This window comes from Mongoliibacter sp., from assembly GCF_007692705.1.
Taxonomy (GTDB): Bacteria; Bacteroidota; Bacteroidia; order Cytophagales; family Cyclobacteriaceae; genus Mongoliibacter.
Genome location: NZ_REBN01000143.1, coordinates 1 through 24,136 on the forward strand (window position 1 = coordinate 1; position 24,136 = coordinate 24,136).

The 24,136-nt window shown below is 39.6% G+C and carries 27 protein-coding genes; 13 read left to right on the plus strand and 14 right to left on the minus strand.

The window, feature by feature from the left end; all coding sequences use genetic code 11:
• Positions 1-263 precede the first annotated feature (263 nt).
• Positions 264-1,958, minus strand: coding sequence for a capsule assembly Wzi family protein (locus tag EA341_RS08185; RefSeq protein WP_293012870.1), 1,695 nt, complete (start codon positions 1,956-1,958; stop codon positions 264-266).
• A gap of 5 nt (positions 1,959-1,963) precedes the next feature.
• Positions 1,964-2,629, minus strand: coding sequence for a hypothetical protein (locus tag EA341_RS08190; protein WP_293012871.1), 666 nt, complete (start codon positions 2,627-2,629; stop codon positions 1,964-1,966).
• Positions 2,630-2,804: 175 nt separating this feature from the next.
• Between EA341_RS08190 and wecB the strand changes: the two genes are divergently transcribed.
• The 8 genes from wecB to EA341_RS08230 all read left to right on the plus strand — a co-directional run bounded on the left by wecB (position 2,805) and on the right by EA341_RS08230 (position 11,244).
• Positions 2,805-3,899, plus strand: a complete 1,095-nt coding sequence (gene wecB / locus EA341_RS08195) for a non-hydrolyzing UDP-N-acetylglucosamine 2-epimerase (RefSeq protein ID WP_293012872.1) — start codon at positions 2,805-2,807, stop codon at positions 3,897-3,899.
• Positions 3,899-4,375 (plus strand): cupin domain-containing protein, encoded by a 477-nt coding sequence (locus EA341_RS08200; RefSeq protein WP_293012874.1) that lies wholly within the window; start codon positions 3,899-3,901, stop codon positions 4,373-4,375. The genes wecB and EA341_RS08200 overlap by 1 nt, the downstream gene beginning before the upstream one ends.
• Positions 4,376-4,379: 4 nt before the next feature.
• Positions 4,380-5,072: a response regulator transcription factor gene (locus tag EA341_RS08205; protein ID WP_293012875.1), complete on the plus strand. Its 693-nt coding sequence runs from the start codon at positions 4,380-4,382 to the stop codon at positions 5,070-5,072.
• Positions 5,069-6,433, plus strand: coding sequence for a HAMP domain-containing sensor histidine kinase (locus tag EA341_RS08210; RefSeq protein WP_293012877.1), 1,365 nt, complete (start codon positions 5,069-5,071; stop codon positions 6,431-6,433). The genes EA341_RS08205 and EA341_RS08210 overlap by 4 nt, the downstream gene beginning before the upstream one ends.
• Before the next feature lie 190 nt (positions 6,434-6,623).
• Complete coding sequence (locus EA341_RS08215; RefSeq protein ID WP_293012879.1) at positions 6,624-7,340, plus strand: MgtC/SapB family protein; 717 nt, start codon at positions 6,624-6,626, stop codon at positions 7,338-7,340.
• A complete protein-coding gene (gene mgtE, locus EA341_RS08220; protein WP_293012881.1) occupies positions 7,341-8,717 on the plus strand; it encodes a magnesium transporter in 1,377 nt (458 codons plus the stop codon).
• Positions 8,718-8,745: 28 nt separating this feature from the next.
• Positions 8,746-10,251: a DUF5982 domain-containing protein gene (locus EA341_RS08225; protein WP_293012883.1), complete on the plus strand. Its 1,506-nt coding sequence runs from the start codon at positions 8,746-8,748 to the stop codon at positions 10,249-10,251.
• Positions 10,252-10,329: 78 nt separating this feature from the next.
• The gene (locus EA341_RS08230; RefSeq protein ID WP_293012885.1) at positions 10,330-11,244 is read left to right on the plus strand and encodes a hypothetical protein; all 915 of its coding nucleotides are present in this window, start codon (positions 10,330-10,332) and stop codon (positions 11,242-11,244) included.
• 225 nt (positions 11,245-11,469) lie between these two features.
• On the opposite strand, the gene EA341_RS08235 is transcribed toward EA341_RS08230, so the two are convergent.
• The 5 genes from EA341_RS08235 to EA341_RS08255 form a co-directional block, all read right to left on the minus strand.
• Positions 11,470-12,246, minus strand: a complete 777-nt coding sequence (locus EA341_RS08235; protein WP_293012887.1) for a polyphosphate kinase 2 — start codon at positions 12,244-12,246, stop codon at positions 11,470-11,472.
• A 1-nt stretch (position 12,247) separates the two neighbouring features.
• The gene (ppk2, locus tag EA341_RS08240) at positions 12,248-13,093 is read right to left on the minus strand and encodes a polyphosphate kinase 2 (RefSeq protein WP_293012888.1); all 846 of its coding nucleotides are present in this window, start codon (positions 13,091-13,093) and stop codon (positions 12,248-12,250) included.
• Positions 13,094-13,183: 90 nt separating this feature from the next.
• A complete protein-coding gene (locus EA341_RS08245; RefSeq protein ID WP_293012890.1) occupies positions 13,184-13,873 on the minus strand; it encodes a carbonic anhydrase in 690 nt (229 codons plus the stop codon).
• A 203-nt stretch (positions 13,874-14,076) separates the two neighbouring features.
• Positions 14,077-14,442, minus strand: a complete 366-nt coding sequence (locus tag EA341_RS08250) for a hypothetical protein (RefSeq protein ID WP_293012892.1) — start codon at positions 14,440-14,442, stop codon at positions 14,077-14,079.
• A 94-nt stretch (positions 14,443-14,536) separates the two neighbouring features.
• Positions 14,537-16,441: a propionyl-CoA synthetase gene (locus EA341_RS08255; protein WP_293012893.1), complete on the minus strand. Its 1,905-nt coding sequence runs from the start codon at positions 16,439-16,441 to the stop codon at positions 14,537-14,539.
• A gap of 227 nt (positions 16,442-16,668) precedes the next feature.
• Between EA341_RS08255 and EA341_RS08260 the strand changes: the two genes are divergently transcribed.
• Entirely contained in the window at positions 16,669-17,061 is a 393-nt protein-coding gene (locus EA341_RS08260; protein WP_293012895.1) for an STAS/SEC14 domain-containing protein, read from the plus strand.
• A gap of 49 nt (positions 17,062-17,110) precedes the next feature.
• Here the strand turns inward: EA341_RS08260 and EA341_RS08265 are convergent, their stop codons facing one another.
• The 3 genes from EA341_RS08265 to EA341_RS08275 form a co-directional block, all read right to left on the minus strand.
• Positions 17,111-17,290 (minus strand): hypothetical protein, encoded by a 180-nt coding sequence (locus tag EA341_RS08265; RefSeq protein ID WP_293012897.1) that lies wholly within the window; start codon positions 17,288-17,290, stop codon positions 17,111-17,113.
• Between the two features lie 145 nt (positions 17,291-17,435).
• On the minus strand, positions 17,436-17,795 hold the full coding sequence (locus tag EA341_RS08270; RefSeq protein ID WP_293012899.1) for a cytochrome d ubiquinol oxidase subunit II: 360 nt from the start codon (positions 17,793-17,795) through the stop codon (positions 17,436-17,438).
• A gap of 29 nt (positions 17,796-17,824) precedes the next feature.
• The gene (locus EA341_RS08275; RefSeq protein WP_293012901.1) at positions 17,825-18,265 is read right to left on the minus strand and encodes a DinB family protein; all 441 of its coding nucleotides are present in this window, start codon (positions 18,263-18,265) and stop codon (positions 17,825-17,827) included.
• A gap of 208 nt (positions 18,266-18,473) precedes the next feature.
• On the opposite strand from EA341_RS08275, the gene EA341_RS08280 reads away from it, so the two are divergent.
• The 4 genes from EA341_RS08280 (at position 18,474) to arsB (ending at position 21,502) form a co-directional block, all read left to right on the plus strand.
• Positions 18,474-18,803, plus strand: coding sequence for a helix-turn-helix transcriptional regulator (locus EA341_RS08280; RefSeq protein ID WP_293012903.1), 330 nt, complete (start codon positions 18,474-18,476; stop codon positions 18,801-18,803).
• Positions 18,804-18,883: 80 nt separating this feature from the next.
• Complete coding sequence (locus tag EA341_RS08285) at positions 18,884-19,426, plus strand: DUF6428 family protein (protein WP_293012905.1); 543 nt, start codon at positions 18,884-18,886, stop codon at positions 19,424-19,426.
• Between the two features lie 219 nt (positions 19,427-19,645).
• Entirely contained in the window at positions 19,646-20,260 is a 615-nt protein-coding gene (locus tag EA341_RS08290) for a protein-tyrosine-phosphatase (RefSeq protein ID WP_293012907.1), read from the plus strand.
• A gap of 213 nt (positions 20,261-20,473) precedes the next feature.
• A complete protein-coding gene (gene arsB, locus EA341_RS08295; RefSeq protein WP_293012909.1) occupies positions 20,474-21,502 on the plus strand; it encodes an ACR3 family arsenite efflux transporter in 1,029 nt (342 codons plus the stop codon).
• 170 nt (positions 21,503-21,672) lie between these two features.
• On the opposite strand, the gene EA341_RS08300 is transcribed toward arsB, so the two are convergent.
• The 4 genes from EA341_RS08300 to purU all read right to left on the minus strand — a co-directional run bounded on the left by EA341_RS08300 (position 21,673) and on the right by purU (position 24,120).
• A complete protein-coding gene (locus EA341_RS08300) occupies positions 21,673-21,972 on the minus strand; it encodes a type II toxin-antitoxin system RelE/ParE family toxin (RefSeq protein WP_293012911.1) in 300 nt (99 codons plus the stop codon).
• Between the two features lies 1 nt (position 21,973).
• Entirely contained in the window at positions 21,974-22,207 is a 234-nt protein-coding gene (locus EA341_RS08305) for a type II toxin-antitoxin system ParD family antitoxin (RefSeq protein WP_293012913.1), read from the minus strand.
• Positions 22,208-22,359: 152 nt separating this feature from the next.
• Complete coding sequence (locus EA341_RS08310) at positions 22,360-22,959, minus strand: hypothetical protein (protein ID WP_293012915.1); 600 nt, start codon at positions 22,957-22,959, stop codon at positions 22,360-22,362.
• A 306-nt stretch (positions 22,960-23,265) separates the two neighbouring features.
• A complete protein-coding gene (purU, locus tag EA341_RS08315; RefSeq protein WP_293012917.1) occupies positions 23,266-24,120 on the minus strand; it encodes a formyltetrahydrofolate deformylase in 855 nt (284 codons plus the stop codon).
• Between the last annotated feature and the right edge of the window lie 16 nt (positions 24,121-24,136).

The window sequence follows — 24,136 nt, forward strand, 5'->3', positions numbered from 1 at the left end:
GGTTTTTCAGATTCAAAAAAACCTTAAAGTTAATTTCCAATTTAATAGTGGAAGGTAAAAGGCTCAACCACATAAGTAAACAAAAATCACAAAAGCTCAGGTAATTTCTGCATGGATTAATTCAAAATTGAAGTGTAGAAATAGAATGCAAACAATGATTATCCACATCTGGCTACGAAAGGTTGAAATGCCCCCTCTCTTTTGTTTCCTTTTGTCTCTTTTATTGTTCATTAAAAACCTTGAATTGGACTTTTACCCTATCCTTATTTCAGTATATAACTCACTCCAAGGGTAGCCACAAAGTTTTTTCTATCCAATCCTGGCACAAAGTACTGATCGGGCTGATTTTCCAAAAACCACATATAGTTTAGCGTATTGACATATTGGAAATTGCCGTGCACCAATAGGTTGCCGAATCTCCAGTCTGCCACTAGGGAGGGCACCAGGTCAACATATTTATTTCTCCAGTCTTTAGAGGCCTCGTACCTGAAGTAGTAAAAGTCATTGTTGTATACGATCCTTTCAAAATGGAATGCGATTCTGTTGAAGTCTCTAACCCACCCTAGTTCAATCCAGTTGACATTTGCGGCGGGACCATAGCCTACCCCTAGCACTTGTCCTTGATGGGTGTATCCGTGCCTGACATGGTCGTGTATATACCAGGTATCCAGGTTTCTGATGGATTCCCTTATGGTCTGACCTGTTTGGGTCATTTCGGCACTGATCTGTAAGAATGAGCCTTCTTTTTTCAAAGGCATCAGATTGGTAAAACCAAGTGTAAAGCCCCTGTTCCGCTCAGGAGTAATCATAAACTCGCTTAGCCTACGACTGTTACCGTTGGTTCCATATTCACCATAAAATTCAAAATGGCCTTCCTGACTGATCCACCTGAAAAAGCCCGAACTGAACTGCTGTCTTTTATCCCTAACTGGATTTTGGGCGTTTGCAAAGCCTTTTTGACCATTAAAGAAAGGGACATAGTCACCCAATCTATCCATATCTGCCCTATAAAGGTGATTGGTAGCAGAGTATCCCAGGAATAATCCTGGTACCCACTTTGGTTGGTAGCTCAATATGATTCCTGATAAATACCTGCCATCCACAGTTCTTTTTGGAATATGCACCGGGTTATTTTGTATGCTATAATCCGCATGTGGGGGCAAGAACCTCGAACCGTTCAAGAATCCGGCAATCATCTGGCCTTCAAAATGTCCGACAGGTGTTTCGATGGGTTTTCGGGTGTTGACTGTCAGATGCATAAAACCTGGAGCATTGTTGCTCAATATCAATGAATTTCTCCTGGAAGGTCCCCACCAGAGATTTTCCGTCGAGACCCCCACCGAAAATCCTTCATAATTGTACCTGATACTGGATTGTCCTGGTAGGAATCTGGCATAAGTAGACTCTCCAAAGCGTTCTGGCATATCAATCCTATTCATATATTCATAATAGAATAAGACAGTTGCCTGATGCTCTATAGGAAAACCAGAGAAGTCACGGTTTTGGGCAATGAGCAATTCTGGCTGAAACTGGAAGCTGAAGCCACCTTGTTCTAAGTAGATGCCGCCTGACAAGACATGTTGAAAGCCTCTGTTTGGAATCATGGCTCCGTTGTTCAGTCCGAAGGGGTATTCAGAGTTGAACTGTGTCCTGTAGGTAAACGGCATGGCCATAAGTGTACCTTCATCATTTTCCCCGTATTTTCTATTAAAGGTGGAGGTATCAAAATCGGTGAAAGTGCTGTCTAAGTCTATACCATTGTACCTGTTAAAGGCGTCCATGGGATAAATGGGCCTGATGGCAAAAGAGCTTTGGCCATCGAGCTTACCCAGGAGTTGCATCCTTCTCATATATTCCTCCAATACAGGCGTATTTAGTGGGACAGTCTGGGCAAACACGCCAAGGGAAGCTGTAAGGAACAAGCCTAAAAAGATTGTTGTTTTCAATATGTGTTTCATGCTCCTCATATGACCACCATGGTTGTAATTTTGATTTCCCCAATAGACCAACTTTCATCACATGCAGGATCATCCGTATTGGTCTGAACCAATTCATCACCCAAGGTTACTTTTACAGAAGAGGCAGTATGCCTGATAATCTTCGTAATTCTGTATTTGGTTGTGTACCTGGGAAAAGCGCCAAACAGGCACAAGCCTGGGATATTGGTTTCTACGGCTCCAGACCTTGGATCATTTTGTCTAAAATAATCATTGGGATAAGATTGTTTTAGGCAAAAAAGCGATTCACAGGGTGAGTTGGAAAAAGTCGTTCTAATGATGTCATCTCCGTCTACCTTCATGTACCAGATGTCTGGACCGCTGATGCCGTCATCTGGATTTCCATCCCATGAATCATGGATCCAAAGTTCGACTTCCACTTTCATCACATTGTGTCCGGGAAGATCATGAATTGTTACAGAAGCCTCTTCATTGTGATAGAATCCCATCAATGTATCCTGCTGGAAAATAAAAAGTCTTCCATTCTCAAAGTTGGCAAGATTCAATGTGGAAAAGTCATTTGAATAGACTACCTGCTCACTTTCCAAAACATCCTCGCAAGAAACCAAGGCCAAAGTCAGGGATAAAATTAAGGAAATAAAGGATAAACTACCTGATTTATGAAAATGCATAAGGTTCAATTACTTTACTCAAAGATTTCGCGCATAAACAAAACGAAACATCGAACAAATAAACGAAAAATCAATCGGATTTGGCCTATTTTCATCGGCAATAGTCAGCAGTAATGATTTGGCATGCCTTGATTATTGGTTATCTTGCGGACATCATTAATTTTCCTTTTCTATTATGATCAAACTTACTTTAGTAGCTGGAGCAAGACCGAATTTTATGAAAATTGCTCCCATTGTCCATGCGATTCAAAAACAACAGGAGGCTGGAACTGATATTTCCTATAGACTTATCCACACAGGTCAACACTATGATAAGAAGATGTCCGGTGACTTTTTCGAACAATTGAATATACCCGAACCAGATGCCAATTTGGGTGGTGGAGGTGGCACCCAAGCCGAGCAAACAGCTGCCATTATGGTGGCCTTTGAAAAAGAACTGATAGAGAATCCTACCAATCTCGTTATCGTGGTAGGCGATGTGACTTCGACCTTGGCTTGTTCCATAGCGGCTAAAAAGCTGGTAATCGATGTTGCCCATGTAGAAGGAGGCATTCGCTCTGGAGATCTTAGCATGCCGGAAGAAATCAATAGAATGGTTACAGACAGTATTACGGATCATTTTTTCACTACCTCAGAAATAGCGAACACCAATCTTAGGAAACTGGGCTTTGAAGAAAGTCAGATTCATTATGTGGGAAATACCATGATTGATACCCTCATGAGCAATATGCCTAGGTTCAAAAAGCCCGATGGAGACATTTTTGATCAAATTGAGCCGAAGTCTTATTTTGTAATGACCATGCATAGGCCTGCCAATGTGGATCAAGAAGAAAAGCTCAAGGAAATGATAGCAGCGATAGTGAAAGGGACAGAAGGGCTGCCGATCATTTTTCCGGTTCACCCCCGTACTGCCAAAAACTTACAATCTATGGGTATCAATTATGATTCGCTTCATATGACCGAACCATTGAGCTATCTGGAATTCAATTATCTTGTCAAAAATGCCAAGGGTGTGATTACCGATTCTGGTGGAATAACGGAAGAGGCTTCTGTGATGAATGTGCCTTGTATCACCCTCAGAGACAATACAGAAAGAGCTGAAACAATTGAGTTGGGCACAAATGAATTAATTGGAACAGACCCTAAAAAATTACCTCCGTATCTAGAAAAGTTAATGAAAGGGGAATGGAAGAGTTACAAGGGAATCCCGTTGTGGGATGGAAAAACTGCGGACCGTATAATCGATAAAATCATTCAACTATATTCCTGATGAAGAGGGTAGAACAATTGGTCAAAGAACTGGAGCTCAAGCCGCATCCCGAGGGTGGCTTTTATGCGGAGACCTACAGATCAGAGTGGCAGTTTTCCACGGATCATGGGGCGAGAAGCCTTATGACCTGTATTTATTTTCTGCTTACTTCTGAAAACGCATCTAAGTTCCACCAGATCAAAAGTGATGAAATGTGGTTTTACCATGAAGGAAGTCCATTGACCGTTCATGTGTTGGATGAAGAAGGATACAGACAGCTTTTGGTAGGTCCACCTGATAAGGTAGGACACAAGCCTTATCAACTGGTAGAGCAAGGTGTAATTTTTGGATCCACCGTAGATCAACCTGATAGCTATAGCTTGGTATCTTGCGTGGTCGCTCCGGGTTTTGATTTCAAGGACTTCAGGCTTTTGGGTTTTGAAGAATTGATTGAAAAATGGCCTGAACAAAAAGAAATTATCAAAAGACTCACCTAAAGCTATGAGTAAGGCCTCTATATTATTGGTAGAAGATGATGAAAAGCTAGCTGGTGTAATCAGAAAAGGATTGGAGGAGAAGGATTATGCCATTACGCAATCATTTGATGGACAGATGGGACTTCGCTTGTTTGAAGGTGGAGGTTTTGATCTGGTCATTACTGATTTGATTCTGCCCAAGGTCAATGGCTTGGATCTATGTAAGGCCATCAGAGAGAAGGACATGCACACTCCAATAATTATGTTGACCGCTTTAGGAACTACTGATGACAAGGTTGAAGGATTTGATGCGGGGGCAGATGATTACCTGGTCAAACCTTTTGATTTTAGGGAATTGTTAGTGCGCATCAAGACCTTACTGAAAAGAGCTGGAGTGCAGCGGGTAGAACAGGTAGATCCAATTTTACGATATGCAGATTTAGAGATCAATACAAACCAAAAGAAAGCCTTCAGGTCAGAAATTGAGTTAAGCCTTACTCCTAAAGAATACAATCTTCTTGAATACCTCGTCAGAAATCCCGAAAAAGTCCTGAGCAGGGATGAGATTTCCCGTGATGTTTGGGGAGTAAACTTCGATACGGGAACAAACTTTATCGATGTTTATATCAATTACCTCAGAAAAAAAGTAGATAAACCTTTTAATTCCAAACTGATCCATACAAGATCGGGTATGGGTTTCATATTGCAGCAACAATGAGCATACAACAAAGAATATCCCTTTTGTTTACGGCCTTAGCCGCGGGAATACTTCTTGTCTTTATGCTTATTGTTTATTTTTCAGCCAATCAAAACAGGAAAAGTGAGTTTTATAATATTCTTCAAAAAGAAGCCCTGACTAAAGTTAACCTTTTGCTCAATGTTAAATTGGACGCAAATACTTTGCAAACAATTTATCGTAAGAACAGAGAGGTTTTGTATGAAGTAGAAGTAGCTATTTATAATCAAAATAAGGAGCTATTGTATCATGATGCTGTGGACATTGATTTTGTCAAGGAAACGCCTGAAATGCTTGCAGAAATCAGGGAGCAGAAAATGATTCGTTTTGTTCAGGATCAGTGGCAGGTCATCGGTCAGCTTATTGAGGTAGATAATGAGCCTTATTATGTTACTGCTGCGGCATTCGATGCCTACGGTTACCGTAATCTGGAAAACCTGAGAAACACCATGCTGGTTTCTTTTTTCTTTGGCTTGGCTATTATTTACCTCATCGGAAGGTACTTTTCCCAAAAAACAATGGATCCCATTACCGATATGGTTAATGAAGCACAAAAAATATCAGCTTCAAATTTGGACCTGAGGCTTCACATTCCTAAAAGGAATGATGAACTGGGGGTTTTGGCAGAAACCTTTAACCAAATGCTTGAAAGGTTGGAGAAGTCCTTTGATGCGCAAAAGCAGTTTGTTTCTCACATTTCTCATGAATTGCGGACACCTCTTTCTGTGATCATTGCTGAGTTAGAGTTGAGTCAAAATAAAAAAAGGAGTAAAGAAGAATACAAAGAGACAGTCATTTCCGTATTGGCTGATGCGAAAAAACTGGCCAAGCTGTCGAGCACCCTACTTGATTTCGCAAAAGCGAGTTATGACCGCTCGGAAGTGAATTTCAAGCAATTCAGGGTAGATGAATTGCTCCTGGATGCAAGTCAGGAACTGCAGCTTTTGAATCAATCATTCAAGGTTGACTTGGATTTTGAAGGTGATTTCGAAGAAGAGGAGATCACAGTTTTCGGGAATAGCTATCTGCTTACGATTGCATTCAAAAACCTGATTGAAAATGCCTGTAAATATTCTTCTAACCACACTTGCCGCTGTAGTATCTCAACATCAGGAAACCAAGTCCAGGTAGCTTTTAAAGATGAAGGGATCGGTATCTACCCGGAAGAACTGGAGGAAATTTTCAATCCCTTTTTCAGAGGGAAAAACAAAAATATTTTTGAAGGGACTGGTATTGGTCTGGCTTTGGTCAAGCGTATTGTAAACCTGCATGATGCCGAAGTGACTGTACAATCTAAGCCTGGAAAGGGCTCAACCTTTATCATCAGCATCCCCCGTATTTAAGTTTTTCTAATAATATTCTAATTTTTTTCTAACACATCCCTAAAGTCAAGGGCTTAGTAGTCTTTGTACTTTTGTATTGTTCAAAAGGAAAATTATGGAAAACATTCCCCCAAACAGTTTAAAGAATTTTTAATTTTTGTAGGCCTCAAGGTTGCGCAAAAATTAAATCCAACCATGAAAAGAGGTCAATATGACACTATTTGAATTTGTATTAAGATTAGGCCTGGCTTTTTTTCTGGGTGCAGCAATAGGTTTTGAGAGACAGTATAGGCAAAAAAGTGCCGGGCTTCGGACCAATACTTTGGTCTCTATGGGTGCAGCAGCATTTATTCTTTTATCAGTATCACTTATAGGAGATACCGGCGATCCTTCCCGTGTGGCTGGTCAGATTGTGACAGGAATTGGTTTTTTGGGAGCAGGAGTGATAATGAAAGATGGTTTCAATGTTCAGGGACTCAATACGGCGGCAACTATCTGGTGCTCTGCTGCAGTAGGATCCTTATCTGGAGTAGGACTTTACCCGGAAGCGATAATTACTGCAGGAGCCGTGATGCTTGCCCATTTGGGTCTGAGGCCTATAGGCAGAAGGGTAAACTCGCTGCCGGAAGTTCCTAGCGATCTTAATGAAGGAACATTTTTCTACAGTTTTCAGATCAAGTGCTTGGATAAGGTAGAAAATCACTTGAGGGTAATGATGCTGGAGATCATCAAAACCAATGGAACCCTTAGGTTACAGTCACTCAAAAGTTTTGATATGGGTAATCCGGAACATGCTTATGTAGAGGCAAAGATAGTGTCCTTTGGGAACAATGATGGTATTATGGAAATGCTAGCGGGCAAGCTACTGCTGGAATATGGGGTGATGGAAGTTACTTGGGAAATAGAAGGACAACAAAACGATCAGTAGATGAGAAGTGCAGAAAAAGAAAACTGGATTGTACTGGCTGAAAAGCAGAAAGTGAGGGAGTTGATCCCTGCACTTCAAAAAATGCCTTCTGTTGAAATAGCTGAGTCCTTGGAACAATTGGAAGAAGCCAGTATACTGGCAGCTTTCGATTACTTCGAAGCTGAGGAGCAAGCAAAGGTATTTTCCCACTTTGACATTGCCAGACAACTCAGTTTTTTTCAGCAAATCAGTAAAAAACGGTTTGCTCCTATATTCGAGAATATGGCATCTGATGATCGTTGTGACCTTTATCAGCACATGTCTCAGGACGAACAAGCAGCAATTCTTCCTTACCTGAGTAAGGAAGCCCGGGAGGATGTGATCAAATTGAGTGCTTATCCACCTGAAACAGCAGGGGGAATTATGAGTACAGACTTTGCTACTATTCTTGCCAGTATGACCGTGGATTCTGCTATGGCAAAAGTCCGAAGGGATTCCCCATCCAAAAAGATGATCTATTATATCTATGTGGTGGATCACAGAATGAAAATGGTAGGTTTTGTTTCCTTAAAAGACCTAATCATGGCTTCTCCTAATCAGCTGATAAGTGAGATTCTCCATGACAACTTTGTCTATACCGCAGTGGATGAAGACAGAGAAGAGGTGGCTAAAAGAATTGAAGATTATGACCTTTTAGCACTCCCGGTGCTCAATAACGCCGAACAACTCGTAGGAATTGTTACCCAGGATGATGCCATTGAAGTTATCCGTGCGGAGCATACTGAGGACATGGAGAAATTCATGGGGATCATGACCGAAAGTTCAGACAATGACTACATACATACTTCAAGTATGCAGCATTTTCGAAAAAGAGTTGTATGGATCGTTTCACTTGCTGCTGTAGGCATACTTTCTGGAGTGATCATACATAGGTTTGAGTCTACATTGGAAGCATTGATTATCCTTGCTCTCTACATGCCAATGGTGGCAGATACAGGAGGAAATTCAGGGTCTCAGGCAGCTACGGTTATTGTACGGGCATTGGCATTGGGGCAGATTAACCCCAAACAATGGCTTAAAATTGTATTCAAGGAGTTTAAGATTTCCTCTATGTTGGCAGTCTGCCTTGGGGTTCTTGCCTTTCTAAAAGTCCTCTTTTTAAGCTGGGAAACCAGTATTCCATCAGAGTACACCCTTACCCAACTGGCCTTTGTGATTTCATTAGCACTTTCCTTGCAGGTAGTTTCAGCGACCTGCATCGGCGCAAGTTTGCCTTTGTTGGTCAAAAAGTTTGGCGGTGATCCTGCTGTGGCGGCCTCACCGGCAATTACCACTGTAGTAGATATTACAGGACTGCTGATCTATTTTACAGTGACCATTACATTATTGGGAATATAAATACTAAACCAACTTTAATATTTTCGTTATGAAAAAATTATTACTTATCGCGCTTGTTTTATTGGCAAATACCGCTTTTGCCCAAGAACCTGCTATCGGCACAAGAGATCCGAATGCACACAAGAATACAGATCGGTTAGCCATCTTGGATACCATTAGCTTACCTTTTGAGCTATCGGATGATAAAAAACTCTCCCGAGAGGATATCCTGAACAAAAAAGAAGGTTTTTTCATTACGGGATTGCCAAGATTTGAGTTTGACCCGATCAGAGGTTTTGGGGTTGGAGGAAATGTCTTTTTCTTCCAAAACAAAACCAAAGAAGATCCCTTTTTTTACTATACCCCATACAGATACAGCATCAATACCGAGTTTTTCATTTTTGAAAATGGGCGGATAAGAGCTGCAGTCAACCTGGATGTACCCTATATCTTCAATTCCAAGTGGAGGTTGCGGGCTGATGCGGTGGTCTGGGAAGATCCAAATGCCCAGTATTGGGGTATTGGAAGAGAATCCTTGGATAGGCTGACCTTCCAGGATAAATCTGTGGGTGCTGAAGGTGGTGTGCGACAGTTCAACAGGGTAAATGACTATGAAGACAACCTCAAAATTGCCGTACCCGGTAATGGAGGAAGGTTACAGACAGATACCCACTACAATCAGTTTATTCAAAGAGAATTGCTATTCAATGCATTGGGAGAAAGGGTAGAAATGGGAGGAAAGCTCAGGTTAATGTTTGGGTATGAGGCATTATTTACTTCTTTTGAAGACTATACAGGACTAGTAGCAGAAGAAGCATTTTTAGCAGATGGAACAGAAGTGGAAGCTGTACAGCGGCAGACTTTGGTCAACCGACAAATCAATGACGGTACTTGGGATAGGTTCAACCTTTCTGGATTCTCAGATGGATTCAAGTTCACTTCAATGCTTGCTGCAGCATTGATTTATGACACGCGTGATTTGGAGCCGGACCCATCCAAAGGGGTTTTCTTACAGTATTCGCATGAGTATTCAGCACCTTGGTTGGGATCTGATTTCAACTTCAACAAGTTTATGGTTCAGGGCCAGTTTATCCATACGCTTCACAGGTGGAAAGACAATAGAAACAGAATCACATTCGCTGGCTTGGCAGCCTTTGGGCATATTTTTGGACCAAATATCAACTTTATAGAAATGTGGGATTTGTCTTCACAAGCTGAAGCAGGAGGGATCTTGGTCCTTGGTGGAGGTCGTTCGCTAAGAGGTTATAGGGAAGCAAGATTTATGGCTCCAACGGTAGGTTTGGTGAATTTAGAGATGCGAGCGCGACTGCATGATTTCAATGCCTTCAATCAGCATTTTGCACTCGGCCTGACTCCATTCTATGACTTTGGTACCGTATGGGAAGGATTGACCGATGTGCAGTTCAATAATTTCAGAGGTGCACCAGGGATGGGTGGCCGAATTGCATGGAACCAATCCACCATCTTGAGATTGGATTATGCACAAAGCAGAGAAGGCGGGCAGTTTTTCTTTGGATTTGGACATATATTCTAAGTCTATTTAAAAAGAATTTTGAGCCCTAATTCAAAACAGCTACTTTGTAATGACATCCATCAAAGTAGCTGTTTTTTTATGTCAAAGGTATTAGGAAGGCTTTTCTTGTTGACACTATTACTCAATTTTTCCTGCATTGGAAAAAAAGTAATTACTTCTCCCACAGCCTTTCAGGGAGAGTGCTTACAAGGTTTAGATTTTGAACGTTCTGAAGATGGTTTTTTAGCTGACTCACTAAAAGTTGGAGAAAGACTAAAAGAAAATTTTGACGAGAAAATCATTGATTTGGCAATTGCTATGAATGCCGTGCCTGAAATGGAAAGTTACTTGGATGAGGATTTGGATAGACTTGATAAGCTTGAGCTCAAAACCAGAATTTTTGGTAAGATCATGAAGATGGATATAGAACTTCATTCTTTGATGTCCGCCATTGACTGCGAGGAGGAAAAGGCAGAACAAATCGCTTCATTTTTGGAAAAAGAATTGAGAAAAAAGGAAAGAAACCTGACGGTGGCGGCCATTATTACCGGTGCTGTGGTAGGTGTCGGAACAGGTCTTATTTTGGCTGCTGACAACTCCCGAAGTGACTGGCCAGAATATATAGGTATCGCAGGGGGTTTGACAGAAGTTTTTTTGGGTATTTCTATTCTAAGACTGGATAGACGTGTATCCATCAATCATCCTAAAAACATTTTGAGGGATGTTTATTTGTCAGAAATGAGACCTGCTTATTTTCCACCAGCTACTTGGTACTATTTCAACAGTAAAAATAACAGTAAGGAAGGCGTTTCTTTAAAAGATCAACTATTGGAAAGATGGGAGACTTACAATATGAATGGGGATGGAATGACTGCATTGCTTTCTGATGGTGGAGAGTACTCTCCAGAGCTTTTAAAAAACAGGTCAGAGATGCTCGATCAGCTGGAGTCACAGATTGCCCTTATTAGTAAGGATTTGCTTTATTTTTTGAATCAAATAGAGAGGTTCTATTAAAACCCACAAACAAGTGTTTAACTTTTGGATTTATTCTATGTTTTCCCATGTAAAACTATGGGTGTAATCTAATTTTTTAGCTTTGATGCCAAACATCAGCTAAACAAGGGTTTTATACAAATTTGAGATCCATTTGAAGAAGGAAGGTCAAAAATAATGGATATCAAACTTCAGTATATCAACCTTGGGGCAAAAAATTCATTTTCATTTTTAAAAATATCACAATTATAATTCACTCTGATAGGGGACAATTTGGAGCAATTGACGGGCCGCCTCAATCATTTCTTCCTCCCTCTTTTCTTTGTTTATTTCTATCCAAGGAGCATATTTGGTGTTAGTCTGGATCATTGCTTTTTCTTTATAATCCTTATAATCTGCCCATAATTCTTTCGATGTCTCATCAAAAGGGGTCATTTTCCACTTGGTTAAGGGATCTGATTTCACTTCTTCCAACCTCCTTGCCTGTTCTTTTCTACTGATGTTGAAATAAAACTTAATCAATGTAATGCGAGAATCTGTAAGCATTTTTTCAAATGCATTTACCTGCTCCATAAATAGCTCATATTCCTTTTGGGTACAAAGGCCATGTACCGGCTCAATAATGGCCCGGTTGTACCAACTTCGATCCCAAAACACCATTTCTCCTTCCTGAGGCAACTTTTCCACAAATTTCTTGAAATACCACTCTCCATTAGTTTTTTGGGAAAGGTGTGGAAGGTTAACCTCCACCCGGTAATGCCTGGGATTATTATGAGAAAGAATTTTACGGATGATACCAGATTTTTCTGAAGGGTCACCTCCATGAAAAAGTACCATTACCTTTTTATCATTGGCAATTATCCAAAGTTGCATTTTTACCAATTCCGCTTGAATTTCTCTTAAGACAATTTCATATTTTGCCGCAAGTAGGGCTCTTTTGAGGTCAATCTTTTTTCTTGACAATAAATGCTTAAGGCCTATTTTAGAATTCAGGATTTTCAGATCCTCTTTGCTTAGCTCCATATCACAAGTTTAGGCTTTTGGATTTTCGAAAATAATTAAATACAACATTGGGGTCTGTCAGAAGGTCAGCCCCTGTTTTGCCTTTGTCTTCATAATCAAACTGCGCCAAGACATACCGGAGACTTTCCAACCTTGCAGTGTGTTTATTATTCGTATTGACAATGACCCAAGGGCAAAAAGCAGTGTGGGAGTTGGCAAACATCTTTTCTTTGTACTGGGTGTTCTCATCCCACATATCCTGTGCTTTCATATCTACAGGGCTAAACTTCCACGCTTTCAGGGGGTTATTTTTACGGTCATCAAAGCGCTTTTTTTGTTCCTCCTTACTGATATCAAACCAAAACTTGATGATTTTTATCCCGTCTTCATGAAGCATATGTTCGAAGTGGGTGACCTGAGCCATAAAAGTTTGGTATTGTTCCCGAGTACAAAATCCCATTACAGGCTCTACCACAGCTCTATTGTACCAACTCCTATCAAAAAACTTTATCTCACCTCGATTAGGCAACACTTCTATATATCTTTGAAAATACCATTGACCTCTTTCGATATCTGTGGGTTTGGTCAAGGCCACTACACCGGAAGTATGTGGGTTGAGGTGTTCTACAAATCTCTTAATAGAACCACCTTTACCTGCAGCGTCCCTACCTTCAAAGAGGATAGCAATTCTTAGGTTGTTTTTTTCTACATGCTGTTGCAGAAAAGCAAGTTCGGTCTGTAAAAGCAATAATTCTTCTTCATACTGAGTACGCCGAAGAATATTTTTAAGCTTCAAACCCTTGCTTTTTGATATTTCAACCAGCTCTTTTCTCGTTTCCGACTGGATAAGGTCTTCTTTTGTTAACATAAATCAGGTTCTTGCAAGAAATACTAAACAATTCTTTTAAGTTACAAAAAATAGCAAGAACAATCTTGAAAGCTATATCTAAAAGCGACCTTAATTCTCTTCCAATATCCTCACCTTGCCAGTTTCCATGTTATAAATAGCACCTACAACTTTTAATTTTTTTTGTTCGATCAAATCATTTACGAGAGGAAGATTTTCTTTAAGCGCATGCACTCCGTGAAGTACATTGGCTTCAATCGCTTTTTCGTAAAAATCAGGAATGTCTCTTGGCAAAGCTTGCTCCTCTTCCTCTGAGCTTATAAAATCAATAATTTTTTGAATGTATTCAGAATAATGATGGGAATGGTCGTGATCATGATCCACAAAGGCTCCAATTGCCCCACACTTGGTATGGCCTAAGATGATCACTAAGGGCACTTCTAAATGTTCAATGGCATATTCTAGGCTACCAATTTCATAGTCCCCAACTATATTGCCTGCGTTTCTGATGACAAATAAGTCACCCAAGCCTTGGTCAAAAACCAACTCCGGTGGAACCCTCGAATCCGAGCAGCTGACTATCGCCGCTACGGGGTGTTGACCTACTGATAATTCTCTGAGCCTTTCCAAGGTTTGGTCGGGATGGAGAGGGTGGTCGTCAGCAAATCGCTCATTTCCTTTTAAAAGGACCTCCAATAAGTTCTCTTTTGGAATAGTTTCCAGATGTTGATCTGCTGATTTGGGTTGACAAGAGATCAACCCTAAAACAGCAAGTACTACGTACATGCTAAATCGTGCCATTTTTCGGAAATTGATTCAGCAAATCTCCACTTTCGATAAGGGAAAAAGTGTGCTACAAGTCACTCAAGTAATCTAATTTGTCCTTATGTGCTGTTTTATTCAAATCAAATTCAACTACTCCTGGCAAAGAGGATAATCAAAATATTAAAAAAGCCAACCTAGCTGTGAACTGGATTGGCTTTTGTTTTTTTAAATGAAATAATTCACCCTTTCACCCTTTTTCCTTTGACAGGAAATTGATCTACTAAGAATCCGGATACCTTGTCATCCTCTGAAGGCTTCAAACTCATATACAGGTCATATCCTTCAGCGAAAAAATACATGATAATGGTATTTTCCTGTTCACTGATATTGGTAATTGGAGTTTCCTGATCTGAACCTGCCGGATTAAACTTTGCCTTAAGCTTCCCGTCCATTCTCTCAATGGTCAAGATAACATTGACATTTCCTTGTGGGGTGTCTTCAATCATCACATCCCAGGTGCCGATCATCGCATCATTGTCTTGGGCCATTAAAGCAGAGAAAGCACAAAACATGAATGCGGTAAGTAAGAATAAGGTTCTTTTCATTGGTTTATAATATTATTATGGGTTAATAAAATTTTATTTAAGTTAGGAAAATATAGTTATGGATAATCATATTTCTGAAAATTAAAAATGTTGATTAACCGTCGTCAAATTCACTCCCTATCTTATTTTCTCTCAATACCTCTCGTATCTCATCCAGAATTTTTGGATCATCTATAGTAGAGGGGATTTCGAAATGAACACCATCTGCAATATTCCTGATGATTTTTCTTAAAATCTTTCCCGACCTTGTCTTAGGCAGTCGTTTGACAAGAATCGCAGACTTGAAATAAGCAACAGCTCCAATCTTGTCCCTTACACTTTGAATCAGTTGTTTTTCTATTTCTGCTTGAGAAATATCTTTCCCATCTTTTAAAACAACCAAAGCTACTGGCCTTTGTCCTCTCAATTTGTCGGCTATTCCCACTACGGCACATTCTGCTACAGCAGGATCTGCAGCTACAATCTCTTCCATTTCACCTGTAGATAAGCGATGACCACTGACATTGATGACATCATCCACCCTACCCATGATATAAAAATAATTTTCTTCATCCTTATATCCCCCGTCTCCAGTCAAATAATAACCTTCAAAACGGGATAGATAAGATTTTTGAAATCTTTCATCATCCTTCCAAAGACTAGGCAAACAGCCTGGACCAAGGGGTAATTTGATAACGACATAACCTTCTTGATGGGTATCCAATATCTGTCCATCCTCGCCCATGATCTGAATATCATAACCAGGAACTGGCGTTGATGAAGAACCAGGCTTAACAGTTTTTAATCCCAGCCCAGCCATATTGGCGAGCATGGGTGAACCAGATTCTGTTTGCCACCAATGGTCAATGACTGGTACTTGAAGTAGGTCTTTGACCCACTCGTAGGTCGATGGATCGCATCGCTCTCCAGCAAGGAACAGGTATTTTAAGGATGATAGATCGTAATTGGCAAACAGTTTTCCTTCACTGTCTTCTTTCTTGATCGCCCGGATAGCCGTCGGTGCGGTAAAAAATGTTTTGACCCGATGCTGTTCAATGATTCTCCAAAAAGTACCGGCATCAGGAGTCCGAATGGGTTTACCTTCAAACAAAATTGTGGTACAGCCACTGATCAAAGGCGCATAGACAATGTAAGAATGTCCTACGGCCCAACCTATATCTGATGCTGCCCAAAAAACCTCCCCGGCATGCGTGTCATAAACGCTCGTTAAACTGTATTTCATGGCTACTGCATGACCTCCATTATCCCGAATGATACCCTTCGGCTTACCTGTAGTTCCAGAAGTATAAAGCAAGTAAAGAGGATCATGGGCATCCACTGGTACGTAGGAGTGTGGTTCAACTGATAATAAGGCTTGATTCCAATCAATTTCCTTTTCTGACTCCAACTCTGCCAGTTTCATGGGCCTTTGCAACACAATATGGAAATCAGGTTCAAACTCCGCCTCCATTAAGGCTGCATCAATAAGAGGTTTGTATGGTATTACCCTATCAAATTCGATTCCGCAGGATGCTGAAAGAATTAGCTTTGGCTTGGCATCGTCTATCCGTATGGCCAATTCATGTGCTGCAAATCCGCCGAAGACAACAGAGTGAATCGCTCCTAGTCTAGCACAAGCCAGCATGGCAATCACTGCCTCAGGAATCATGGGCATATAAATGATGACAGTATCGCCTTTTGTTACACCCTTTGAAGCCAATAAACCAGCAAAAAGGGCAACCTTATTTTTGAGCTCCTGATAGGTGAATTTTTGGATGGTGTTGGTGACAGGGGAATCGTAAATTAAAGCTATTTGTTCCGCTCTCCCATTTTCAACATGATAATCCAAGCATAGGTAAGATGTATTCAACTTTCCTCCTTCAAACCAGCGGTAAAAACCATTTTCATTTTTGGAAAGAATTTTTTCAGGAAAAGTGAACCAAGTAATGTCCTTGGCTTTTTGTTCCCAAAATATCTCGGGCTTTTCTATTGAGGTTTGAAACTCGTTTTTATAGGTCATTTGGGCAGCGTTTATTATTTTAATTCTCAGAAAAATTTGTCGTAGGGCCTTGACTTTCTTCTATTAAGATCCATATCCAAATTCTCTTTCAAAATAGAATAAATAGGCTTAATTATCATTTATTTTCCTGCTAAATAGAAATAGAATTCATAAGTCACCCTTCAATTAACATTGCAATCTTAGCAACGATTTAAAACTCTTTTTGTCCCGGAGGGTTTTTAAAGCCTATGGAACGATATGCAACAATTGACGAATCTGATTTTCCAATTATCAGAGTTCGTTTTACGGGTAAAAACAGTACAGATCAAAACTTTCAAGCATATCTTGATGAAACCAAACACTGCTATCGCTACGAGAAGAAACTGGCTGTCATTTTTGATGCGTCACTCGCAGTTCTACCTTCTTTTGCACATCAAAAAATGCAGGCTAAATGGCTAAGAGAAAACAAAAAATTGATGCAAAGCTATTGTGCAGGAACAGCTTACATTATTCCAAGTCTTGCTATTCGTGCGGTGCTAAAAATTATTTTTTCATTACAAAAGCAACCAGTCCCTTACCAGATCTTTGAAAATGAGCATGAAGCAGAGGCTTGGGTGAAAACATTGGGTCTAGCCAGCTAATATTATTATGATAAAGAGCGGGTTTTGACAAAAAAGTCTCCCCTTAAATCTAATCATCCAGACCATCACTTTTGATCTGTTGTCTAATCAGAAGTTTTACGTAATGACGGTTACGGCGTTCCTTTTTGGCATCCGCCCTTTTGTGATTGCGCTTATCTTTTACTATTCTTTCCAGATCATTTAAATCTTCAATATTCTCTATATCATTCACCGAAGTTCTTTTGGCCATGAAGCTGTAATTTTTACTTGTCCTTTAAACAAGTATTTAACATTTTTCAAAGCCAAATGTTGAAAGTGAAGCCTGTCTTATTTTGACACTGGAATTTAATTATCGTATATCTGCTGTTAAGTACGGAATATAGTTTTCCTGACTATTAATAACCTTCAGAGCTAGAATCGACCTTTCCCCAGAAAGTTCTGTAAACGAAGTAACTGTACATCAATACCAATGGTCCGCCAACAGCTACAAAACCCATCATAATTTTTAGCGTTTTCGTGGATGCTGCAGCATTGTAAATGGTGATGCTGTTTGCCTGAATATCATTAGACCACAATAACCTTGGATAAAGTTCGAAAGCAACGATCACTAAAAGTAATGCGATTGTAAGGCTGGTGAAAATGAAAGCCCAGCCGTATTTTTCCTTACTAGCTAGCCTTGGCACATTTGCAATGCTCAGGAAAACTAAAAATGGAACCACAAACAGGATTTGATTTTCTTTAAATACGATCAGCAAGTGATCTAAAGTAAGAAGATTTAATACGTCTAATTGGTACCATACTTCACTACTATTGCCAGCTGCCCAGCATGATAGGCAGTGTGGGTTGTGATCCTGCCAAATGCTTCGGCTAGCGTCTTTTTTCCGAACTCTTTGGTTTCAATTACCTTTTCCCAATCTGTTTGACCTGTGATCGCCTCCTCCAATTGCTCAGCAGCATACCTTTCAATACTCAGGAGCGCGTCTAAACCAGTCCACTCTCCTGTATCTTTTCCTGCCTTTAAGGTTTGTGCATCGACCTTGACATCCATTTTTCCAAAAACATTCTTAGCAAAAAGCAATTCCACTTCCGCGATATGTCGGATCAAAAAGCCAGCAGAATTTGGGGAGTCTCCGAGTTTTTTGCTCAAATCTTGAGGTTTAATATTGGCCAGTTGATTGGTAAATCTAGTACGGCCTTCTTTCCAGAGTTCGATAAATGTTTTCATATCCCTAGCAAGATATAAAATTCTTTTTCAGAACTATCTGATAAAAATCATGGAAAAAAATATTGAAAACGTAGCTAAGAAATATTAAATATCGTAATATTGCGATGTAATTATAAAAGAAATATAGCTTCGCCGAAATATGGTAAAAACTTATTTCTACAGTATTTCAAAAATTCATCCTTCATCCCTCTAAATTCTACCTTTAAAAATGGGTGTCACCAAAACAGATCTCTTCACAGACCGGCAAAACGAACTGGCTAAAATCGCCAAGGTTTTTGCCCATCCAGCTCGAATAGCCATCCTGGAATATTTGATCCATGCAAACTCTTGCATCAATGGAGACTTGGTTCAGGAATTGGGTTTGGCACAAGCGACAATTTCCCAGCACTTGCGCGAACTCAAAGAAATCGGATTGATCAAGGGAAGTATTGAAGGCGTATCTGTGAATTATTGCATAGATGCCCTGCGCTGGGCAGAAGTTCAGAATCTATTTCAAGAGCTCTTTGGCGGCTTTCCGAGGATATCGGGATGCTGTTAGAATTGTACGAAGTACCATGTACCAAGTAGAGTGCATTCTTGGTACTTCGTACTTGGTACATTGTACAAAAAAATATAAAAATGAAAACAACAGAATTTACCCAAATCCTACGAGAAAACCCTGATAAGGCGCTTTTCTTCGAATACCAAAGCGGACAGTATGTACGTACTGACTACCATATCACCGAAATCAAGAACGTCAATTTCGATACGGTGGACTGTGGAGGTATCCGCAATGAATGGTCAGAAGTGCATGTACAATTATGGGAAAATGAAGTCCCCGAGCCGGATCATTCAGTAGATAGTGGCAAAGCTCTAAAGATCTTTGATGTGGTCAATAAGGTAAGAGAAACTTACCCAGATGCTGAAATCAAGTTTGAATATGGCAATTCCGTGTTCCCAACAGCTGTGCTTCCTATTCATAACATCAAAGACAGTGGCAATGCCCTGATTGTACAACTCACACCTGATCAAACAACTTGTAAAGCCAAAGACCGCGCTACTACTCCAGAAGAAAAAGCTGCCGCTTGCTGCGGACCTGTATCCGAAAAACCAAAAATCAGAGTTTCACTTGCCTCCCTTCAGTCCGCAAATAGCTGCGAACCTGGATCGGGATGTTGTTAAAGGAGACGTAAGATATAAGACACAAGACATAAGACTTGATGTCGTGATATTTTAAGCACTGCTAGATAATGATATATGCTAGCGCGATATAAATTGATATATGCCTTCGGCGAAATATTGGAGGCATGTAAATCAGAGAACTACTCTTTATAAAATGTTAACCTATTTCGTGAGAAGGCATCTTGTTTCTTGACTCTTGATTCTTGTTTCTTTAAAAAAATGAATCTATACCCAACACTCCAAGCGCATATCGAAAAGGCGCAAGCACTATCGATCTCAGATGATCGGAAGGTAGTACTTCAAGTACTAATTGACTATGTTCAACAAAAAGTCAATCAGCAGCAGGAAATCAACCTGAACTTTATCTGTACTCATAATTCACGCAGAAGCCAGTTTTCGCAGATTTGGGGAAAGGTGGCAGCAGCTTATCATGGCATTGATTTGAACTCTTTTTCCGGAGGAGTTGAAGTCACCGCTTTCAATGAACGCGCAGTAGCATCTATCAAAAGATTTGGCTTCAAAGTCAGCAAGGAAGGAGAAGAGAATCCAAAATATTTTGTGTTTTATTCAGATGATGAAGACCCAATTGTCACCTTCAGCAAAGTTTATGATGATGCTGCCAATGCTCCAACAGGCTTTGCTGCAGTGATGACCTGTTCCCATGCTGATGAAAACTGCCCTTTTATACCCGGAACAGAAGCCAGAATTCCCGTCCGATACGAAGATCCAAAAGCATTTGATGATACAGATCAAGAAGCGGAAATGTATGATACACGATCTTTGCAGATTGGATCGGAGATGCTTTATGTTTTCTCAAAAATTCATATGAAATAAAGTAGAAATATGCTTCGCGAAATATAATTGAAATACGCTGGTGGCGAAATAAAAAGAAACCGAAGCTTTAGCGAAGGTCCCGAGAGCTTAGCCATTCGGGATAGGCTTCGCCGAAATATGGATAAATCTTATTTCTACAGTATTTCAATCATATTTCAACTTTATTTCCATTTTATATCGATCTTATTTCTAAAATTTATCACTTAGAATAAAATGTCTGAAACCAAAAAAATCGCCTTTTTCGAAAAGTATTTGACCCTCTGGGTCGCCTTGTGTATAGGTGTAGGAATTTTGATCGGTCATTTGGCAGGAGATGATATCTCGGTCTTGTCAGACTTGGAAATCTACAATGTCAACCTTCCGATTGCCATTCTGATCTGGTTGATGATTTATCCCATGATGTTGCAGATAGATTTTGGCAGTATCAAAGGGGTGGGCAAAGCGCCCAAAGGTTTGATTTGGACATTGGTGATCAATTGGCTGATCAAGCCTTTTACCATGGCATTCTTTGCATGGATATTCTTTGACCAATTGTACTCGGCCTACATTGAGCCAGAGATGGCTGGTGAATATATCGCAGGGGCAATCCTTCTGGGCGTAGCTCCATGTACGGCTATGGTTTTTGTGTGGTCTTATTTGACAGACGGAGATCCCAATTACACCTTGGTTCAGGTTTCTGTAAACGATCTGATTATCCTTGTAGCCTTTGTTCCTTTGGTTGGTTTCTTACTAGGAATCACCAATGTGACAGTTCCATATGGTACATTGGTGGCATCAGTAGTTATTTTTGTTGTGATTCCTTTAGTAGCAGGGGTAATTACCTCAAAAATCATGATTGCCAATAAAGGAGAAGACTGGTTCAAAAAAGAGTTTCTCCCTAAGTTCAAGCCTGTCAGCATCATCGCGTTATTGCTGACCTTGATTTTACTCTTTGCCTTCCAAGGACCTAATATCCTGAATAATCCATTGATCATTTTGTTGATCGCAGTTCCATTGATCATCCAAACGTACTTTATCTTTTTCTTGGCATGGTTTGGAGGAAGAAAATTGAAACTTAGACATGCGGTCTGTGCACCTGCCTCCATGATCGGGGCAAGTAATTTCTTTGAGTTGGCAGTAGCGGTCGCCATTGCCTTATTCGGTCTTGACAGCCCCGCCGCATTGGTAACAGTAGTCGGAGTATTGGTGGAAGTGCCGATAATGCTTCATTTGGTGAGTTTGGCGAATAAGTGGAAGTACTAAACGAACTAAACCGAATAAAATCAAAATATTCGTATTGAAATAAAGTAGAAATATGCCTTCGGCGAAATAGGGTAGAAATATGCTTTGCGAAATATTTCAGTAGCGAAATACATTTAAAATATAATTCTTCAAGATAAGCAAGGTTATAACTCTACCTCCAATCAGCAGAATCAAAATTTGTTTATTCTGCTAATTGCATCCATTTTTTCGTGAAGAATTCTTACTATTTCAATATCATTTTGATCAATAGATCGATAAAAAATAAGATGCTTCCCAGTTAAATATTTTCTGTACCCCAGGCGTATGTAGTCACAATTTAAACCTATGTTAGGGGTTTGGGAAAGTAATAAAAAAGTACTGTCAAGCTGGGTCAAATAAAGATCTCTTTGCTTAATACCCCATTCCTTTCGAGTGTATTTAGCAATATCTCTTAAGTCATCTTTTGCTTTGTTTGTTAGATAGAAACCCAATTTATTCTCCGTTTAACTCTTCCAGGAAAGAATCTAAAGAATATTCTGCTCGCCCACTTTCTTCACCTTCAATGATTGCTTTTCTGAGTGATTCAAGTTTTACTTCTTTCTCTTCCAAAAGGCGTAAAGCCGCTCGAACAGTCTCACTGGTGGATCCATATCTGCCTTTTTGGATTTGTTTATTGATAAAATCCTCAAAATGACTTCCTAAAGTTACACTTGTATTTTTAGACATAATATCAAAATTCGTTGATTAAATATACCAACAAATATTAATAAATGGTATAGATTTATCAATCGGAAGTATGTAAAAGAAACATTTTACCTAGGTCTGAAACTTGGCTTTTAGCTAAAAATATTTCATTTTATTTCTACCTTATTTCAACTTTATTTCCCTGCTTGAAATCTCACTTTATATGTAGCATTCAGATACCATGGAAAGTAATAATCAGCGCCATAAGCTGAGATACCTATTGCATTTCGAATATTGGGATTTTTTGTTTTCCACTCCCCTTCAAGTTCTAAAAAGAGACCTATTCTCTGAAATTTACTGGCAGAAATAAAGGGAGCGTTTTCTGGTCCAGAAAAATTATTCATTTCGATTGTATTTCCACCAAGTTGAAGGGAGGGACCAGCTGCAAAAGCCAAAATAAAGCCAGAATCCCTTTGAAGAATATCGTACTTAAGAGTTGGCGTAATAAAAATACCAGAAGACTGGTCTATACTTTTTTGACCTGGAGAAACCCCTCTATTTTCTAGATTTCCAAGAGATTGATAAAAAAGAATTGCAGCATTCAGGGAAGTTCTTCTACCTAATTTATAATTAATTTCATTATTCAAATTTAGCCCCCAAAGCAGGTTGTTCCCGTCAATAGAGGCACCCCCTCCGACTGTATATTGTAATTTTGGCTTTTCCTCCTGAGCGAAGGAAACAATAGGCGCAAAAGCCATGAAGAAAAGGAGAAGTAATAGTAGGTTTGTTTTCATAGCAAATGATTTTTAAAAGTCTCAATTTCAAATATCAATGAAATTATTTCTTTAAAAAATTACTTTAATATGATTTAATCTGAAAAAATGTTAATTTTTTTTATTACAAAATAATGCCAATAAATTAGCTTTTTTTCCTTTTTGAACCTATTCGTATTGTCCTTCTTGGGTATATATTTATTTTTTCCTGTGATGTTGAAGTATACACATATTCAAAACACTGACTTACCGGAATTAATGGAATACAAATTGACAACAATTCCCAATTCGCTACACTAACAAGAAAGCAAGATTCTAAAAACTTAATCAATAAAATATCACTGTCTTATTTCCATAAGCCAGCACTTTTCTTTCAAGGTGGTATTTGATGGCTTTCGAAAGAACTACCTTTTCCACATCCTGACCCATCTGTACCAGATCAGCAGGAGAATTATGATGTCTAACCCGGGCAACTTCCTGCTCTATAATTGGCCCCGCATCCAATTCTTCTGTTACATAATGCGCAGTGGCTCCAATGATTTTCACCCCTCTTTCATAGGCTGCATGATATGGCTTGGCGCCTACAAATGCCGGTAAAAATGAATGATGGATATTGATGATTTTGTTGGGAAAAACTTTGATAAAATCACCGCTCAAGATTTGCATATATCTAGCCAGCACCACAAAATCCACATGATGCTGTTTCAATAATTCGATTTGCTGTTTTTCCACTTCAGCCTTATTGGACTTATTCACAGGCAGATGATAAAATGGGATTCTAAATGCAGTAACCACCCTTTTCAGCTCCAAGTGATTAGAAATGACAAGTGGAATTTCTACATCAAATTGTCCGGAATAATAGCGGCTCAATATATCAAAAAGGCAATGTGAAAGCTTGGACACAAAAATCGCCATTCTAGGTTTGGAGGTATTAAAATGAAGCTCAAACTTCATCCCAAACTCATTCGCCACATCTTGTTGAAAGGTGTCTGCAATTTTCTCCTTTTCCAAATCAAAACTTTCCAGCTCCCATGCTGCTCGCATAAAAAACATGCCGATTTCTTCGTCCACATGCTGGTCAATTTCAAGGATATTACCTTTATAGGAATATAAAAAATCCGAGACCTTGGCCACTATACCCTTTTGATCCTTACATTGAATCATCATGATTGCCTTATCCATAGCTAATTAGGTTTGA

Coding starts and splice junctions, on each gene's coding strand:
- EA341_RS08235 (WP_293012887.1), bottom strand. CDS start 12,246: ATGGAGCTAAGCAAAGAGGATCTGAAAATCCTGAATTCTAAAATAGGC.
- EA341_RS08285 (WP_293012905.1), top strand. CDS start 18,884: ATGAAAACAACAGAATTTACCCAAATCCTACGAGAAAACCCTGATAAG.
- EA341_RS08250 (WP_293012892.1), bottom strand. CDS start 14,442: ATGAAAAGAACCTTATTCTTACTTACCGCATTCATGTTTTGTGCTTTC.
- EA341_RS08265 (WP_293012897.1), bottom strand. CDS start 17,290: ATGGCCAAAAGAACTTCGGTGAATGATATAGAGAATATTGAAGATTTA.
- wecB (WP_293012872.1), top strand. CDS start 2,805: ATGATCAAACTTACTTTAGTAGCTGGAGCAAGACCGAATTTTATGAAA.
- arsB (WP_293012909.1), top strand. CDS start 20,474: ATGTCTGAAACCAAAAAAATCGCCTTTTTCGAAAAGTATTTGACCCTC.
- EA341_RS08245 (WP_293012890.1), bottom strand. CDS start 13,873: ATGGCACGATTTAGCATGTACGTAGTACTTGCTGTTTTAGGGTTGATC.
- EA341_RS08230 (WP_293012885.1), top strand. CDS start 10,330: ATGTCAAAGGTATTAGGAAGGCTTTTCTTGTTGACACTATTACTCAAT.
- EA341_RS08260 (WP_293012895.1), top strand. CDS start 16,669: ATGGAACGATATGCAACAATTGACGAATCTGATTTTCCAATTATCAGA.
- EA341_RS08280 (WP_293012903.1), top strand. CDS start 18,474: ATGGGTGTCACCAAAACAGATCTCTTCACAGACCGGCAAAACGAACTG.
- EA341_RS08215 (WP_293012879.1), top strand. CDS start 6,624: ATGACACTATTTGAATTTGTATTAAGATTAGGCCTGGCTTTTTTTCTG.
- EA341_RS08310 (WP_293012915.1), bottom strand. CDS start 22,959: ATGAAAACAAACCTACTATTACTTCTCCTTTTCTTCATGGCTTTTGCG.
- EA341_RS08275 (WP_293012901.1), bottom strand. CDS start 18,265: ATGAAAACATTTATCGAACTCTGGAAAGAAGGCCGTACTAGATTTACC.
- EA341_RS08200 (WP_293012874.1), top strand. CDS start 3,899: ATGAAGAGGGTAGAACAATTGGTCAAAGAACTGGAGCTCAAGCCGCAT.
- EA341_RS08290 (WP_293012907.1), top strand. CDS start 19,646: ATGAATCTATACCCAACACTCCAAGCGCATATCGAAAAGGCGCAAGCA.
- EA341_RS08225 (WP_293012883.1), top strand. CDS start 8,746: ATGAAAAAATTATTACTTATCGCGCTTGTTTTATTGGCAAATACCGCT.
- EA341_RS08185 (WP_293012870.1), bottom strand. CDS start 1,958: ATGAAACACATATTGAAAACAACAATCTTTTTAGGCTTGTTCCTTACA.
- EA341_RS08305 (WP_293012913.1), bottom strand. CDS start 22,207: ATGTCTAAAAATACAAGTGTAACTTTAGGAAGTCATTTTGAGGATTTT.
- purU (WP_293012917.1), bottom strand. CDS start 24,120: ATGGATAAGGCAATCATGATGATTCAATGTAAGGATCAAAAGGGTATA.
- EA341_RS08205 (WP_293012875.1), top strand. CDS start 4,380: ATGAGTAAGGCCTCTATATTATTGGTAGAAGATGATGAAAAGCTAGCT.
- EA341_RS08255 (WP_293012893.1), bottom strand. CDS start 16,441: ATGACCTATAAAAACGAGTTTCAAACCTCAATAGAAAAGCCCGAGATA.
- EA341_RS08210 (WP_293012877.1), top strand. CDS start 5,069: ATGAGCATACAACAAAGAATATCCCTTTTGTTTACGGCCTTAGCCGCG.
- mgtE (WP_293012881.1), top strand. CDS start 7,341: ATGAGAAGTGCAGAAAAAGAAAACTGGATTGTACTGGCTGAAAAGCAG.
- ppk2 (WP_293012888.1), bottom strand. CDS start 13,093: ATGTTAACAAAAGAAGACCTTATCCAGTCGGAAACGAGAAAAGAGCTG.
- EA341_RS08190 (WP_293012871.1), bottom strand. CDS start 2,629: ATGCATTTTCATAAATCAGGTAGTTTATCCTTTATTTCCTTAATTTTA.